14 protein-coding genes are annotated in these 15,790 nt (G+C 67.5%); 5 read left to right on the forward strand and 9 right to left on the reverse strand.

Annotated elements, in window-relative coordinates; translation table 11 throughout:
- The first annotated feature begins 1 nt into the window (after position 1).
- From HDA44_RS34385 to HDA44_RS34395, 3 genes are all read left to right on the forward strand, one after another.
- Positions 2-1,063: a sigma-E factor regulatory protein RseB domain-containing protein gene (locus HDA44_RS34385; RefSeq protein WP_184841687.1), complete on the forward strand. Its 1,062-nt coding sequence runs from the start codon at positions 2-4 to the stop codon at positions 1,061-1,063.
- Positions 1,064-1,334: 271 nt separating this feature from the next.
- Positions 1,335-2,678, forward strand: coding sequence for a S1C family serine protease (locus tag HDA44_RS34390; RefSeq protein ID WP_184841689.1), 1,344 nt, complete (start codon positions 1,335-1,337; stop codon positions 2,676-2,678).
- A 64-nt stretch (positions 2,679-2,742) separates the two neighbouring features.
- Positions 2,743-3,078 carry a sec-independent translocase gene (locus tag HDA44_RS34395; RefSeq protein WP_184841691.1) on the forward strand — a complete coding sequence of 112 codons (336 nt, stop codon included), beginning with the start codon at positions 2,743-2,745 and terminating at the stop codon, positions 3,076-3,078.
- Positions 3,079-3,123: 45 nt separating this feature from the next.
- On the opposite strand, the gene HDA44_RS34400 is transcribed toward HDA44_RS34395, so the two are convergent.
- Positions 3,124-3,519, reverse strand: coding sequence for a hypothetical protein (locus HDA44_RS34400; RefSeq protein WP_184841693.1), 396 nt, complete (start codon positions 3,517-3,519; stop codon positions 3,124-3,126).
- A gap of 123 nt (positions 3,520-3,642) precedes the next feature.
- Between HDA44_RS34400 and HDA44_RS38320 the strand changes: the two genes are divergently transcribed.
- The gene (locus HDA44_RS38320) at positions 3,643-4,500 is read left to right on the forward strand and encodes a TetR/AcrR family transcriptional regulator (protein ID WP_202887723.1); all 858 of its coding nucleotides are present in this window, start codon (positions 3,643-3,645) and stop codon (positions 4,498-4,500) included.
- A 188-nt stretch (positions 4,501-4,688) separates the two neighbouring features.
- Here HDA44_RS38320 and HDA44_RS34410 read toward each other — a convergent pair whose 3' ends face one another.
- From HDA44_RS34410 to HDA44_RS38795, 8 genes are all read right to left on the reverse strand, one after another.
- A complete protein-coding gene (locus HDA44_RS34410; protein ID WP_184841695.1) occupies positions 4,689-5,834 on the reverse strand; it encodes an Mrp/NBP35 family ATP-binding protein in 1,146 nt (381 codons plus the stop codon).
- Between the two features lie 223 nt (positions 5,835-6,057).
- Positions 6,058-6,621, reverse strand: a complete 564-nt coding sequence (gene pspAB / locus HDA44_RS34415) for a PspA-associated protein PspAB (protein ID WP_184841697.1) — start codon at positions 6,619-6,621, stop codon at positions 6,058-6,060.
- 4 nt (positions 6,622-6,625) lie between these two features.
- Positions 6,626-7,525 carry a zinc metalloprotease HtpX gene (gene htpX, locus HDA44_RS34420; RefSeq protein WP_184841699.1) on the reverse strand — a complete coding sequence of 300 codons (900 nt, stop codon included), beginning with the start codon at positions 7,523-7,525 and terminating at the stop codon, positions 6,626-6,628.
- Positions 7,526-7,568: 43 nt separating this feature from the next.
- Entirely contained in the window at positions 7,569-8,147 is a 579-nt protein-coding gene (locus HDA44_RS34425; RefSeq protein ID WP_184841701.1) for a DUF1003 domain-containing protein, read from the reverse strand.
- Complete coding sequence (locus HDA44_RS34430) at positions 8,137-9,423, reverse strand: magnesium transporter MgtE N-terminal domain-containing protein (protein WP_184841709.1); 1,287 nt, start codon at positions 9,421-9,423, stop codon at positions 8,137-8,139. Before HDA44_RS34430 ends, HDA44_RS34425 begins: the two co-directional genes overlap by 11 nt.
- 44 nt (positions 9,424-9,467) lie before the next feature.
- Complete coding sequence (locus HDA44_RS34435; protein ID WP_184841711.1) at positions 9,468-9,995, reverse strand: hypothetical protein; 528 nt, start codon at positions 9,993-9,995, stop codon at positions 9,468-9,470.
- Positions 9,996-10,014: 19 nt separating this feature from the next.
- Positions 10,015-10,821, reverse strand: coding sequence for a hypothetical protein (locus HDA44_RS34440; protein WP_184841713.1), 807 nt, complete (start codon positions 10,819-10,821; stop codon positions 10,015-10,017).
- Positions 10,814-11,764 carry a LuxR C-terminal-related transcriptional regulator gene (locus tag HDA44_RS38795; protein WP_184841715.1) on the reverse strand — a complete coding sequence of 317 codons (951 nt, stop codon included), beginning with the start codon at positions 11,762-11,764 and terminating at the stop codon, positions 10,814-10,816. Before HDA44_RS38795 ends, HDA44_RS34440 begins: the two co-directional genes overlap by 8 nt.
- Positions 11,765-11,876: 112 nt before the next feature.
- Between HDA44_RS38795 and HDA44_RS34450 the strand changes: the two genes are divergently transcribed.
- A complete protein-coding gene (locus tag HDA44_RS34450) occupies positions 11,877-15,758 on the forward strand; it encodes a S8 family peptidase (RefSeq protein WP_184841717.1) in 3,882 nt (1,293 codons plus the stop codon).
- Positions 15,759-15,790 lie beyond the last annotated feature (32 nt).

The following is a 15,790-nucleotide window of genomic DNA, read 5'->3' on the forward strand; positions in this document are numbered from 1 at the left end:
GGTGAGCCTCACCCGGCTCGCCGTCCTGGTCAGCACTGCCCTGATCGGCTTCGGCCTGCCCTTGCCCGCCGGCGCCGCGCCGCTCCTGCCGCTCGGTTCGAAACCGGACTCGCCGAGCGCGGTCAGCTGGCTGCGTAAGGCCGCCGCCGCGCCGAACCAGGTGTCGTACCACGGCACCCAGATCATCACCGCCTGGGGACCGCAGGGCGCCAGCTCGGCGATGTTCAACATCGTGCACGCGGCGTCGCAGGGGTCGGAGATCAGCGTGGTCGGTTCGTCCGCGCCTGGCGCGAAGGCGTTCGTGCAGCGCGCTACGACGACCGGTGCGGCCATTGACGGCGGACCATTAGCGTTGCTGCAGTCCACGTACCAGCTGGTCGACAAGTGCTGTACGGACCTGATCGGCCGGCCTGCAGTACAAGTGGAGGCGCTACGGGACGACCAGACGCTGGCGGCTCGGTTCTGGATCGACAAGGCGACTGGGTTGTTGCTGCAGCGCCAGCTGTTCAGTGCGGACGGCAAGACGATGGTGCGGGCGACAGTGTTCACTGAGTTGGAGATCGAGAGCTCGGAGTTCCTCGGTCACTTGCCACCGATGCTGCCGAACGGCGTGGAGTCAGTGGGCTTGGGCAAGGTCGACAAGCTGCGTTCACAAGGCTGGGTTTGCGCACCGGACCTGCCGGCGTCGCTGACGTTGTACGACGTACACCAGGACACCAGCAACGGGTCACTGCAGTTCTCGTACTCGGACGGGCTGTTCAACGTGTCGCTGTTCGAGCAGCGCGGTGCACTCGACCCGGCCGCGGTCGCGGGGTTCAGCACTACGGACAGTCCAGGTGTGTACGTACGGTACGGAATGCCGTCGTACGTGGTCTGGTCTTCCGGTGGGATCGTGTACACGCTGATCGGTGACCTGCCCGCGGAGCAGCTCGGTCAGGTGGTTCGGGCGTTCCCGCACGAACAGCCGATCCAGCTGACCGCGATCCAGCGGCTGGGGACCGGGCTGGCCAAAATCGCGACCTGGCTCACTCCGATGGGTGCACTTTCGCCGAAGCTGGGATAATCGATCTGGATGCCCCTCCGGTTGTTCCCCGGCCGGGCCTCCGACCGACGACCACGACGACGTGAGGCGGGGCACCGTGAACGACGACGCCGAGCCGACAGTTCCCACCCCGGCACCCCCGAACCCCGCTTCGGACCCGCCCCCCGGCTCACCCACGCCCCCCACCGCTACCCCTCCCGCACCCGCTGCCCCCGGCTCATCCACCGCTGCCCCTGTGAGCCCTGGCACCGCCACTCCCGCCGACTCCTTCACAGCGCCTGGCGCTGCTCCTTTGAGTGGGTTGACTCCGCCGGCGCCCGGTGCCGGCGCGTTCCCGCTGCGGGCGCCCGGTTCGGACGCCGCCTACCGGCAGACCACCGGCGGGCGCTCCACCACCCAGCGCAGTTTCGGCCAGCCTGACCCGCAGGAACCGCGCTTCCGCCCGATCTACCCCGGGCAAGCCTGGCCGACCGAACAACCGCAGTACCGCCCGATGTACACACCGCCCCCACCAGCGGACTGGCACCAGCAGCAGGCCCGCTCGTACTCCGCGGAACCCCCGAAGGTGAACCGCGTAGTCGCGATCGCCGCCCTGGTAGCTCTCGTCATCGGCGTCCTGGCCGGCGCCGGCGCCGCCACCGCCGTGGTCGCACTCGGCGGCAACAACCCACCCGTCACCGAACAGCCCGACCCGCCGGTGGGCAACGGCGCCGACCCCAAGATCCGTACCGGCTCGGTCTCCGCCGTCGCCGCGGCACTCCTACCGAGCGTCGTGCAGCTGAAGGTGCAGGGCTCGGACAACTCCGACGCGACCGGCTCCGGGTTCGTTATCGACAACGTCGGCCACATCCTGACCAACAACCACGTCGTCGCCGCGGCCGCCAAGGGCGGTTCGATCCAGGTCGTCACCAACGGCAACAAGACCGCGACCGCGCGACTGGTCGGCCGCTCACCCGCGTACGACCTGGCCGTCGTACAGGTGGCCGGGCTGGATGCGCCGTCGGTGCAGCTCGGCCGGTCGGAGCAGGCCGTGGTCGGGCAGGACGTGGTCGCGATCGGTTCACCACTCGGCCTGGCCGGTACGGTCACGTCCGGCATCATCTCCGCGAAGAACCGTCCGGTGACCACCGGCGATTCGGTGGACCAGGCGTCGTACATCAGCGCGCTGCAGACCGACGCGGCGATCAATCCGGGCAACTCCGGTGGCCCGCTGGTGGACATGAACGCGCGGGTGATCGGCGTCAACTCCGCGATCGCGACCGTACCCGGCGCGGGTGAAGGACAGAGCGGGAGCATCGGGCTCGGGTTCGCGATCCCGATCGACCAGGCCCGGCGGACCGCCCAGCAGCTGATCGCCAACGGCAAGGCGTCGTACCCGGTGATCGGGGCCAGCGTCGACATGCAGTTCGAAGGTGGTGCGCGGGTCAGCGCGGTGAGCACCGGTTCGCCGGCCGCGCGCGCCGGTCTGCGGGTCGGTGACGTGGTCACCGCGATCAACAACCAGCCGGTGGACAGCGCGGAAGTACTGATCGTCGCGATCCGCACCTACCAGCCCGGCCAGGCCGTCCGCCTCGCGTACGAACGCGGCGGCCGCGCCCGGACGGCGACCGTAACTCTCGCCCAGCAAATCGGCTGACGCATAAGCTGGATTGTCGAGATACCCTTGTCGGCGTCCGGGGCAAGTACAGGAGGGTGAGGCCATGTTCGGCATCGGGCCATTGGAACTGGTCGTGATCGCGATCGTCGCCGTGCTCGTCTTCGGCCCCGATCGCCTGCCGGAGTTCGCGCGGACGGCCGGCCGGCTGCTCCGCCAGGTCCGCCAGATGGTCAACAACGCCCAGAACGACCTCCGCAACGAGCTCGGCCCCGAGTACGCGGACCTCGAGCTGCAGGACCTGAACCCCAAGAACTTCGTCCGCAAACACCTCCTCGACCCGATGGACGACGACGAACCCTCGTCCACCGAGTTCACCGACACCCCGGCCCAACGCCTCCCCGCCGGCGCCAAACCCCCGTACGACCCCGAATCCACCTGACCCCTGTGGAAAACCTCCCAGCTCGGGCCGCCGCGATGGATACGCTCAAGCAGGAAGGGGCGGGCGGGCGAGTGCTGCGACCGCGAGGGCGCCGGCTGTGGCTGGGAGTAGGGCGAGGATGCCCCACAGGGGTGGGAACGGGTGCACGCCGTACTCGGTGACGAGTAGGAGCGCGAGGGCGGCCGTGATGGTGAGTAGGACAGCTGTCACGGCGGCGCCGGCGGCGATTAGGCGCGGCGTACGGGCGAGCGCGACCACCAGCAGCCAAAGCAGCAGGTTGAAGGCAGCGACGCCGTACATGAGGCCGTAGACGGTGCCTGAAGTGATGGTCTTGCCGTACGCGGCGTACGCCGACGAGGCGTGGTTGAACAGGCTTCGGCCACCGGCCTGATCGGCGATCGCGGCCACCGCCGGCGCCAGGGAGAGCGCGACGGCGATCAACGGAGTTGCTCTTTTAGAAAGTGACTTTCTCATGCAAGTGACTGTACAAACGGCGTGCCGCGGGCGTCAAGAGTTTTAGACAGTCACTTGCTGAAGCGTGTTGCTGTCTCGTAAGGTGCGGGTATGGCTACCGGGTTGCGGGAACGCTGGCGGGTGAAGGCGCGGCGGACGATTCAGGAGCGCGCGCTGGATCTGTTCGACGAGCGCGGGTTCGACGCGGTGACGATCGAGGAGATCGCCGCCGCGGCGGAGGTCTCACCGTCGTCGGTGTACCGGTACTTCAGGACGAAGGAGGGGCTGATCGTCGCCGACGAGTTCGACACGATGAGCCAGCAGGCACTGGAGGAACTGCTCGACGTCAACGACCCGGTAGGCAGCATGATCCGGATCGTCCGCGCGTACGAACAGGTCGAACCTGCGACCAACGGATTAGAAGGTGGAAGCCCCGAGCCCGCACCAGGCAATCAAGCTCCAGCCCAACCGGGTGATCAGATGCCGGCTTCACCGGGTGATCCGGCCGCGCCTGGTGGTCGGGCGCCGGCTCCTCTGGGGGATCAGGTGGTGCCTGGTGGTCGGGCGCCGGCCTCGCCGGGGGATCACGTGCCGGACTTGTCGGATGATCAGGTGCCGGCGGTGGCGGGTGGTGATCGGCGGCGGGCGGGTGGTGCTGAGCCGGTTTCGTATCGGCGGGTGCGGTACTTCTTCAAGGAACCCTCGGTGCGGACGGCGTTTCTTGCCTCGCTGGATCGCGCGAGTCAGCGGATCGCGCCGTTGATGATCAGCGGTCAACTGACCCCGACCCAGGCTCGCGTCGCCGCGAACGCGCTGGTCTTCGGGTACTTCTCCGCGCTCGAGCAGTGGTACCAAGAGGACGGCGTACGCCCGATCGCCGACTACGTCGAGCAAGGCCTCGCCCCACTCCGCCCAATCTGGTCAACCCCCACGGAGTCCACGCCTGCCGCTTCGATCTCCGCCGACTAGGCCTCGGCGCCCGCCGACTAGCCGATCGGCAGGCGGGACCAGGATGAGCCCCGACCGCAGCGTCGCCGAGGTCGCCGGCTGGCCCGACGATGACCTGGAAATGGGCCGCGATCGGCGACAGCTCAGCGGCCGATCGGCGACGGCTCAGCGGCCGATCGGCGACGGCTCAGCGGCCGATCGGCGACGGCTCAGCGGCCGACGGGGGAGAGGCCTAGTTGGCGGCCTAGTAGGCCGCGGGGTTTGCCGCCGAGGGTGGTGGCGATTTTGGCGAGGATCTGGGCTGCGGGGGCTTCTGGGTCGGCGCCGGCGAGGGGTTGGCCGAGGTCGCCGCCGGAGCGTAGGCGCTCGTCGAGCGGGATCTCGCCCAGGAGCGGGATCGCGTACCCGAGCCGCGCCGACAGCGTTTCCGCCACGCGCGTACCGCCACCCGAGCCGAAGATCTCGATCCGGTGTTCCGGGCCGCAGTGCGGGCAGGGCAGGAACGACATGTTCTCGATCACGCCCGCGACCCGCTGGTGCACCATCTGCGCCATCGTGCCGGCCCGCTCGGCCACCTCGGCGGCGGCCTCCTGCGGCGTCGTCACCACGATCACCTCGGCGCTGGTGAGCCGCTGACCGACCGAGATCGCGATGTCCCCGGTTCCCGGCGGCAGGTCCAGCAGCAGTACGTCGAGATCGCCCCAGTACACGTCGGCGAGCATCTGGACCAGCGCCCGGTCCAGGATCGGGCCGCGCCACGCGACCACCTGATCGCGCTTCGGCTTCAGCATGCCGATCGAGATCACCTTCAGGCCGTGCGCCGGGACCGGCATGATCATGTCGTCGACAGCGGTCGGCCGCTCGTCCGCGACACCGAGCATGGCCGGCACCGAGTGCCCGTAGATGTCCGCGTCGAGGACGCCGACCGAGAGCCCCTGGCGCGCCATCGCGACCGCCAGGTTGACCGTCACGGACGACTTGCCGACGCCGCCCTTGCCGGACGCGATCGCGAACACCTTGGTCAGCGAGTCGGCCCGGGAGAACGGGATCTCCTTCTCCGCGACGCCGCCGCGGAGCTGGGTCTGCAGGGCGGAGCGCTGCTCGGCGGACATCACCCCGAGGTCGATCTCGACCCCGGTGACGCCGTCGAGTTTGCTCACCGCGGCGGTGACGTCGCGCCGCAGCGTGTCCTTCATCGGGCACCCGGCGACGGTCAGCAGCACGCGTACGGCGACCACGCCGTCGTCCCGAACCAGAACGGATTCGACCATCCCCAGGTCCGTGATCGGCTTCTTGATCTCGGGATCCAGCACTCCACCGAGCGCTGCGGTCACCTGCTCAGCAGTGGCAGCCATGCCCCAAGGCTACGTGGTCCCCGCCCCGCGCCGGACCACGGTCCATGTGACGTACGTCCGCCAAGGCAAACCTAACCCCAGCCAACGCTGTCGGCGCAGAGACCATTTGAGTGGTTAACGTGTCTGGTTGCCTGTTCACCGGCCGCATGCGAGGGGTGAAGGGGCACGTTCGGGGGTTCACCACTCAAATGGCCTTGGGGTGGAGCGGGGGTTCGCGTACGGGTTACAGGCCGGGGGCGCCGTAGATGGGGAACCAGCGGGAGAGGTCGGGTTCGAAGCGGAGGTCCGCGCCGACCACCGACTTGATCTGGAGTTCGGCGGCGTTGTCGCGGCGGTCGGTGCCGACCGGTACGAACGGGTACCAGGAGCCGCGTTTGTACAGGTACACCAAGCCCATGGTCTGGCTGCCGTTGGTGAATGTGACGAGGGTGCAGAGCAGCGCGGTGCCGAAGCCGGCGTCGACCAGGGACGTGTTCACCGCGTGCAGGTCGGTGACCAGTGTCTCCAGGTCGTCCGGTGCGGTTTCGCGTACCAGCCAGGTGAACCCGTACGAGTCGGTCGTACTGGTGAACTTGCCGTTGTCCAAAGCCAGCAGCTTGTCGACCTCGTCGCGCAGCGTGGAGAAGCCACCGCCCTCGGCTGCCTTGAAACAGACCGAGCCACTACCGGTCGGGCGGTAGTCGGCCGCGGTCTCCAGAGTGATCGCGGCCGACGGAAGCGAGAACAACTGATCAAGATTCGGCGGAACGGCTTTGCTCCTGCCCAGCAGGATGTCAAGAAGACCCATAGCTCTAAGCTTGCTCGCCCAACTCGCGGGAGAGGGTACCGAGGCGCTCCAGGCGTGTCTCCAGGGTCGGGTGGGTGGAGAACAGGTTCGACAGGCTGGCGCCCTTGCCGGAGAGGGCCGGGGCGAAGAAGAAGGCGTTGAAGGCCTCCGCCTGGCGCAGGTCCCGGGACGGGATCCGGGCGATGTCTCCGCTGATCTTGGTCAGGGCGGATGCCAGGCTCGACGGTCTGCCGGTGAGCATCGCTCCGGCTCGGTCGGCGGCCAGCTCGCGGTAGCGGGACAGGGTCCGGGTGAGCAGGAACGAGATCGCGTACACGGCCACCGACACGGCGATGATGGTGAGCACGATGACCGCGGTGTTCTGGTCGCGGTTCCGGCCCAGGCCGCCGTACAGGCCGAAGCGGGTGATCAGGCCGGCCAGTACGCCGAGGAAGGACGCGATCGTCATCACCGCGACGTCCCGGTGCGCGACGTGTGAGAGCTCATGCGACAGCACGCCCTCCAGTTCGTCCTGGTCCAGGCGGCGCATGATGCCGGTGGTGACGCAGACCACAGCGTTCTTCGGGTTACGCCCGGTGGCGAACGCGTTCGGCAGGTCCACGTCGGCGATCGCCACCCGCGGCTTCGGCATGTCGGCCAGCGCGCACAGGCGGTCGATCGCGCCGTGCAGCTCCGGTGCCTCCTCCGGCGTGACGATCCGGCCGTGCATCGCGTACAGCGCGATCCGGTCGGAGAACCAGTACTGCACGAACAGCATGCCGCCGGCGATCACCACCGCGATCACGGCACTTCTGGTCAGCGCGATCAGCAGTGCCACGAAGCCCACGTACAGCAGGCCGAGCAGGAAACTGGTGACCACCATCCGGCTGGACAGCCCCCGGTCGGGCGCGAATCGAGTCTTCATCCCCACGTCCTTCTTCTTCCTCAATAGCGAGGGTAGCTCGCGGTCAAACCCGGTCGTCCTCGCGGCTGTCCAGGTCGGTGAGCAGGGAGCGCAGCTCGGAGCGGAGGAAGTCACGGGTGGCGACCTCGCCGACCGCCATCCGTAGCGACGCCATCTCGCGGGCCAGGAACTCCATGTCCGCCCGGGTCCGGGAGTCGACGTCCCGGTCCCGCTCGTACTGCACGCGGTCGCGGGCCTCCTGGCGGTTCTGGGCGAGCAGGATCAGCGGCGCGGCGTACGACGCCTGCAGGCTGAGCGCCAGCGTCAGGAAGATGAACGGGTACTGGTCGAAGCGCAGGCTCGACGGGGCGAAGATGTTCCAGCCGATCCAGAACAGGATCGTCACCGTCATGTAGACCAGGAACTGCCCGGTGCCGAGGAACCGCGCGATCCGCTCCGACAGCCGGCCGAACGCGTCCGCGTCGTACGTCGGCCGCGGTACGAACGTCCGCCGCCAGTCGCGGGGGATGTCCAGCCGGGCCGCGCCGCGGAACACCCGGCGCTCGTCCGACGTCCGCCGGCGCTCATCGGTGGTACTGCTCCGCGGGCGGCGGTCGTCGGTGCTGCGGTCGTCACGTGGCATCGTGGTCCACCTCCTGCGGCTCTGGCTCGTGTGGCTCGAGGTGATCGCGTTCCCGCCAGTCGTCGGGGAGCAGATGGTCGAGTACGTCGTCGACCGTCACCGCGCCGAGTAGCCGGCCCTCGTCGTCCAGTACTGGTGCGGCAACCAGGTTGTACGTGGCGAGGTACTTGCTGACGGTCTGCAGGCTGTCGTCCGGGCGGAGTCCGTCCAGGTCGGTGTCCAACGCGGCGGACACCAGTTCTGACGGTGGCTCACGCAGTAGCCGCTGGATGTGGCCGATGCCGATGAACCGTCCGGTAGGTGTCTCCAGCGGTGGCCGGCAAACGTAGATCATCGCGGCCAGTGCGGGGCTCAGGTCGGCATTGCGTACGTGGGCCAGTGCATCTGCCACTGTGGCGTCCACGGGCAGGATGACCGGCTCTGACGTCATCAGACCGCCGGCAGTGTGCTCCTCGTACGTCAGCAGTCGCCGTACGTCTTCTGCTTCATCTGGTTCCATCAGTGTCAGCAGGCGTTCCGCTGTGTCGGTTGGCAGCTCCGCGATCAGGTCAGCGGCGTCGTCCGGGGACATCTCCTCCAGTACGTCCGCGGCTCGCTCTGTGTCCAGTCCGGCCAGGATCTCGACCTGGATGTCTTCCGGCAGCTCTTCCAGTACGTCGGCCAGCCGCTCGTCGTCCAGCGCCGCCGCGATCTCCTTGCGTCGCTTGGCAGACAGGTCATGCAGTACGCCGGCCAGGTCAGCTGCTCGCATCGACTCGAACGCGGCGAGGATGTGAGTTGCCCCCTGTCCTTCTTCGACCTGAGTGAACCCGCTGACATCAGCCCAGTCGAGGACGTGCGTCTGTCCGCGACGCCGGAACCGTTTGGAACCTTCCCGCACCGCTACCTTCGTCAGCAGCCAGTCCCTGGTCCGCCACTGCTCCATGGCCATGTCGAACACCACGGCGGTCGCGCCGGTGTCAGCAATGGTGACGGTCCGGTCGAGCAGCTCGCCCAGTACGAGTACCTCGGTCGCTCGCTGTTCGAAACGGCGCATGTTGAGCAGACCGGTGGTGATGACGTGCCCGACGTCCACCGAGGTGACCCGGGTCATCGGCAGGAAGATGCGGCGCCGGGTGAACACTTCGACGACCAGACCGAGTACGCGCGGCGGCTGGTTGCCCTGGCGCATCATCGTGACGACGTCCCGGATCTTGCCGACCTGGTCGCCGTTCGGGTCGTACACGGGCAGCCCGGCCAGCCGAGCGACGTAAACCCGCGACGGTGATCCGGTCATGTCCGAAGGCTAACCCGCCGAACCGGAGTCTTGGCTGAGGACGCTCAGCTGAGCTTCGGGCGGCGGCGAATCCGGCGGTGCAGGGTGATCGGCGGTTTGCCGCGGGTGGTTGCCCGGCTCGGCGGCGGCGTCTCGGCGCGCGGGGTGGCATCGAACCGCCCGGCCGACTCGGTGAGCTCACCGGTCGGCTCCAGCACGAGGATGTCCGCCTCGGACCGCCAGCGCTCGAGCTGGGTGTCCAGTCCGGCCGCGTTCAGGCGCTCGGTCCGCAGCACCTGCGCCGCAGCCGTCCACTCCTCGCTACCGGGCTCGAGGCGCCGTACGGTCGCCTGCCAGCTCGCCAACCGGTTCATGGCGGGTTTGGCGGGTACGACGACCTGCACCGCGCCGGAGGTCGCTAGCCCGGGTAGCGGCTGCTCCGCGCTGTCGGACCTGTCCGCGAGCACGACGTACTGTCCGTCGACGGTGGCGAACCAGGCCGGGACAGCGCGCCGGCCGTCCCAGGCCAGCCAGACCAGTCCGGCCTTCTTCATCACGCCGGCGATCTCGGCGACCGCCTCCTCGATGCTCACGACCCAAGCGTGACACAACTCAGCCGAGGTCTCGCATCGCTGTCTGTGCGCCGGCCTGGAAGCGGGTACGTGCGCCGAGCTCCTGCATCAGTGCGGCGATCTTGCGTTGCGCGGTGCGCGAGCTGACACCGAGCTGCCGGGCCAGCGCCTCGTCGGTCAGTCCTGCCAGTAGTAGTGCAACGAGAGTCTCGGCGCCGTCAGCCTTCACGGGCAGCGCCCGTTCCCACAGTGCCTCGAACAGTTCGACGTACGCATCGAACAGGCCACAGGGTTGCACCAGGACAGCGGATCGGTCGTTCAGCAGTACCAGCGCGAGGCGGTCGTCCGCGACGTACAGGTTGATCGGCAACGCAGGTAGTACACGCGCGGTTTCGTTGTCCTGTGCATCGAGTACGCCATGCTCGTACACAGTCCTGCACTCGGGCAGAAGACTTGCCGGCGCACGGTACGGCGTCTTGACCAGTCGTCGTACTTCGGTCCGTGCAGCCAGCTGTACTTGCTCAATCCGCTGCTGTACGGCGCCTGCACCTGTCACCAGCTCCACCATCGTCGCAGTCGGCGTACCGGTGTGGGTGCGGTACGCGGATGACAGGTCATCGATGTGTACGCGGGCGTCGCGCAGCCGGCGTTCTTGTTCAAGCAACAGCACTTCCAGCGCGATGTCCGGCGCCACCGCCACGTAGTGATCGTCTACTCGACTGACCAGCCCTTTGCTGACCAGGCTGTTCAGCACTGCATTCTCGGACGGGTGAGGTCCGGAAGCGACCAGGGCGCTGTACGCGTCCTCCTCGGCTCTGGTGAGGCCCAGCGCAGTCAGATCACCCACGATGGCCCAGCCAGCCGCGCAGTACGGCTTGGTAGCCGGCCTGGAAGCGGGTGTCGGCATCCAGCCGGTGCCGCATCCCGTCGATGTGCTTGCGAATGGTCCGTTCGCCCAGCCCCAGATGTACGGCCATCTCGTTGTCGGTGAAGCCGGACATCAGCAGGGCGAGCAGCTCCCGCTCGGACGCGGTCGGGCGATCAGCGGACGGCCCACCGTCGTACGTGGCCAACGGGACCGCTTTACGCCAGTACAACTCGAACAACGCGGCCAAGCCGGACACCAGCACCGGGTCGTGGATCAGCAGCGCGGTCTGATGCCGGGACGCGTGCACGTCGTACGGGACGAACGCCATCGGAGCGTCCGTGACGATCAGCTTCATCGGTACGTCACCCACGCGCGCCTGCTCGCCGTCCGCGATGCCCTGGATCAGCGCGGCCAACCGGCCGGGCCGGTCCATCGAGCCACGCCGGTCGTAGATCACCCGGAACGCCACACCGCGCTTCAGCTGGTCGATCTCCAGTTGGTTCACCTGGTTGGGGTCGTCCCGGTACGGCGGCGCGTCCCACCCGCACACCTCGTGCCGCGCACCGAGCAGCAGTCTGCTCATCGACTGCGCGATCTGTTCGCCCTGCAGGACTTCGACCAGGTCCGCCGGCTCACGCCGGGTCGTACTGCCGTGGAACCGCACTGTCAGCTCCACCATCTTCCGGCGCGCGTCCGCGAGCTCACGTTCCCGCCGGCGCGCCAGCTGGTCCAGCGCAGTGTCCGGCGGCAGGACCACGTACCTGGGTGGATTGGTGTCGACCAGCGTGACCAGGTCCAGTTCGATCAGCCGGGCAAGAGCAGCGGAACGGTCTGCGAGCTCGGTGGCGAGGACTGGGCGGCTGGAGACGAGTTCCTCGTACAGGTCCTGCTCCTGGCGATTCAGACCGAGCGGCTCGAGCACTGACCGATCATCGCCGGTTCCCGCCATTGGCGGGAACTGCCTGGCCAGACCGCTTCCGGACATGTCGCCGCCCTGCCAAGGTCTGCACAGGTCCGCCCAAAGGAGATCACCCATGACCAGATGGCGTATCCCAGTAGCCGCACTGTCGGCTCTTGCACTGCTACTCGGCTCCACAACCACGGGAGCTGCCAGTACGCCGCAGCAGACGCCGCCGGTCGCCCAAGAGGTGGCACAGGTACCAAGGCCGACCGGGAGTACGCAGCTAACGCTGATCACCGGCGACCGGGTTACCTACCAGTTCCTTGCGGACGGTACGCCGGTCGACGCCGAAGTCGCTGCGGCGCCCAGGGAAAACGGTCGGCCAGTTGTCTTCACGCAGCTTCGCCAAGGGGACCAGTACTACGTCTATCCGTCAGACGCCTCTGGGCTGATCACCAGTGGCCGGTTGGACAAGCGGCTGTTCGACGTGGCGTACCTGACCAAGTACGGCTACAACGACGCCAAGTCGGCCACGCTGCCGCTGATCCTGCAGCGTCGTACGGCCAAGTCAGCGCTGCCAGGGACGCGCAGCGTACGGCCACTGGCCAGCATCCGCTCCGAGGCGGTCGCACTGGGCAAGGCACAGGCAGCCGGCTTCTGGGCGGCGGTGGACACTCCGACCGCCCGGTCGCTCGACGGCGTGGCGAGCATCTGGCTCGACGGCAAGGTGCAGGCCAATCTGGACGTCAGCGTGCCGCAGATCGGCGCGCCAGCGGCATGGCAGGCCGGTTATACGGGCAAGGGCGTGAAGGTCGCCGTACTGGACACCGGTGTCGATCAGACCCACCCAGACTTGGCTGGGAAGGTTGCCGAGGCCGTGAGCTTCGTACCTGGGCAGGACGCGACCGACAAGCACGGCCACGGTACGCACGTCGCTGACACCATTGTCGGTTCCGGTGCGGCATCCGGCGGCAAGTACAAGGGCGTGGCGCCCGACGCGACGCTGCTGGTCGGCAAGGTACTCGACAACAGCGGTGGTGGGTCGGAGTCGGACATCATCGCCGGCATGCAGTGGGCGGCCGCGCAGGGCGCCGAGGTGATCAGTATGAGCCTGGGCGGCTGCTGCACCGACGGTACGGACCCGATGAGTCAGGCGGTGAACGACCTGTCCGCGCAGTACCACACGCTGTTCGTGGTGGCGGCCGGAAACGACGGCAGCGCGGGCACTCTCGGTGCGCCCGGTGTCGCGGACGCCGCCCTGACCGTCGCTGCGGTCGACAAGCAGGACAAGCGGGCCGCGTTCTCCAGTCAGGGACCGCGGCGGGTGGATCAGGCGCTCAAGCCGGACATCTCCGCGCCGGGCGTTTCCATCGTCGCGGCGCGTGCGGCCGGTACATCGCTCGGCCCGCTGGTCGGCGACAAGTACACGAGCCTCAGCGGTACCTCGATGGCTACTCCGCACGTCGCCGGCGCGGCCGCACTGCTGTCACAGGAGCACCCGGACTGGACTGGCCAGCAGCTGAAGGGCGCACTGATCAGCAGCTCCAAGGAGATCGACGGCACGGCGTACCAGGTGGGTTCTGGACGTGTCGATGTCGCCCGTGCGGTCAGTCAGGGCGTCTACAGCACCGGCAACGTTGACTTCGGCATCCTGCCCAGGCCGTACGACGTGCCGGCCGAGAAGACGCTCACGTACGTCAACACGACCGACCAGCCGGTGACGCTCAACCTGACCGCGTCGATCAAGGCGACCGAAGGTACGGCGCCGCCGAACGCACTCAAGGTGCCGGCGACGGTAACTGTGCCTGCCAACGGCTCCGCACCGGTCGCTGTCACCTTCGACCCGAGTGGACCGGGCACCTGGTACCAGGGCGCTGTCGTAGCTCGTTCTGGCAACACCCAGCTGCGTAACGCGGTCGCCGCGTACGTGCAGCCGCCACGGAACAAGCTGACTGCGTCGATCAAGCTCCCGGCCGGTGCGACCGACGTGCAGTACAACACCTGGTACTTCATGCGCCTGGACGACCAGTACGACCTGGACATCACCAACAACGTGGCGTACGCGCCGGGCGAGCAGAGTGTCGCGGGCACTCTCGACGAAGGCACGTACAGCGTCCAGACGTCGATCAACTGGCGTGACGCGGCAGGCAACCCACAAGTCACGCTGCTGACCAACCCGCAGGTCGATCTGCACGCCGATCAGAACGTAGTACTCAACGCGCAGACAGCCAGCAAAGTCAGTACGCGGACACCACAGGCCGCTGTGCCGGTCGACACGCAGGTTGGTTGGGTGCAGTCGTCTGCTGCCGGGATGTGGACGCTACGGGTCGGCGCGCAGTCGCAGTACAAGGAGGAGTGGGGTTTGTGGGCCACACCGACGCAGCAGGTGACCGTCGGGCAGTTCCTATGGCGTGACGACCGGCTACTGGCAAGACCGCCGGTTGCCATGTACTCCGGTGGGAGAGCGCTGGAAGCCAAGTACGTGACGCTAGAAGCGGAAGACGCCCGCTTCGACGGTACGAAGGCACTGCCGTTCGTCTTCGGTACGCCAGTACGCGGCGCGGTCGTACTGCTCGACGTATCGGACCTGTGTCCTACAGAGGCGTGGACGTGTCAGAGCGGCGTACTGGATCGTGCACTGGCCGCGCAGAAGGCCGGTGCGGTCGGTGTGATCGTGTACGGCGCCCGCGGTCGCGCACTGCTCACAGATGACGTTGCTGTTCCGATTCCCGTACTGACCATCCCAGCCGAACAAGGACATGCACTACGCGCGCGGATGCCCCGGATGATCACGGTGGTCGGCAAGGCCACCATCCCGTACGTGTACTCGCTGTCGTACCCAGTAGAAGGCCGGGTGCCTGCACTGCAGAAGACAGTGAGCTCCCGTGACCTGTTCCAGTTCGACAGCCGCTACCACGCCGATACACCGGGCACGCTCGCGCTCACCTGGAGTACAGCGAAGAAGTACGGCCGCGGTCTCGGCTCGACGAAACTGACAGTGCGAGCGCCTGGCGTACTCACTGAGTACGTCGGCCCGATGCAGAACGACGTACAGCGCAGCAGAAGCGGCAGCCTCACGTACGACGCTCCGGCCGACATGGAAGCGTTCCATCGCAGCGGTTGGGTCCAGTCGCGTACGGACGTGCTGACGCGTGCTGGACGACGGACCGACACGTACGGCGCCCAGCCGCTGGTGCACTCCGCCCTGAGGAACATCACGCCGGAAATGAACGACTACACCTGGAAGCTGTGCCAGGCGTGCCGCAGCGGCAACATCTTCATGCCTTGGCACACCCAGAGCAGTGATGGCCTGACTGGCGGTACGCAGACGTACTACTCCACCGAGATCCTGCGTGGCGAGCCGCAAACGCAGCTCAAGCTGTGGGGACCGGATGGCAAGGAGATCCCGGTCGAAGAGGGCTACTGGCTGTTCTTCATCGCACTGATCGCGGTGCCGTACTTCGTACTACCCGATGCACCAGGCCAGTACCGCATGAAGGAGACGTACCCAGCTCCGTACAAGCCGCAGCGCTGGGCGCGGACCGTCGACTCGGAGTGGACGTTCAGCACGGCCAAACCGACCGACGGCTTCCCGTACCGACCACCACTCGGGTACGGAGTGCACTGCGGCACTTGGGACACCATCACCCGACTCGGGAAGGACAAGGGCAGCTGCGCGGCCAACAGCCAGCTGTACTTGGGCTACGACCTCGGACTGCGCTTGGACAACACCCTGCCGGCTGGACGCGACCACAAGATCACCATCAGCGGCTACCACCACTCGTACCTCGGTAGCGATCCCGAACTGACCAGTCTGAAGTTGTCGGTGAGCTACGACGACGGTGCGACCTGGCAGTCCGTACGCACGACCAGGTCCGGCCGCAGCGAGTACAGCGCCGTACTGAAGCACCCGAAGCGTGCAGGCGCCGTCAGCCTGCGTACCGAAGGTGTTGACGCCGCAGGCAACACCATCAAGCAAACCATCACCCGCGCGTACGGAGTCACCATGCGGTGAATCAGGCCACACTCGGTAGGGAAGTGAGCCCG

The organism is Kribbella solani (assembly GCF_014205295.1).
GTDB lineage: Bacteria > Actinomycetota > Actinomycetes > Propionibacteriales > Kribbellaceae > Kribbella > Kribbella solani.

Coding starts and splice junctions, on each gene's coding strand:
- HDA44_RS34410 (WP_184841695.1), bottom strand. CDS start 5,834: ATGGCTGCCACTGCTGAGCAGGTGACCGCAGCGCTCGGTGGAGTGCTG.
- HDA44_RS38320 (WP_202887723.1), top strand. CDS start 3,643: ATGGCTACCGGGTTGCGGGAACGCTGGCGGGTGAAGGCGCGGCGGACG.
- pspAB (WP_184841697.1), bottom strand. CDS start 6,621: ATGGGTCTTCTTGACATCCTGCTGGGCAGGAGCAAAGCCGTTCCGCCG.
- HDA44_RS34395 (WP_184841691.1), top strand. CDS start 2,743: ATGTTCGGCATCGGGCCATTGGAACTGGTCGTGATCGCGATCGTCGCC.
- htpX (WP_184841699.1), bottom strand. CDS start 7,525: ATGAAGACTCGATTCGCGCCCGACCGGGGGCTGTCCAGCCGGATGGTG.
- HDA44_RS34430 (WP_184841709.1), bottom strand. CDS start 9,423: ATGACCGGATCACCGTCGCGGGTTTACGTCGCTCGGCTGGCCGGGCTG.
- HDA44_RS34450 (WP_184841717.1), top strand. CDS start 11,877: ATGACCAGATGGCGTATCCCAGTAGCCGCACTGTCGGCTCTTGCACTG.
- HDA44_RS34425 (WP_184841701.1), bottom strand. CDS start 8,147: ATGCCACGTGACGACCGCAGCACCGACGACCGCCGCCCGCGGAGCAGT.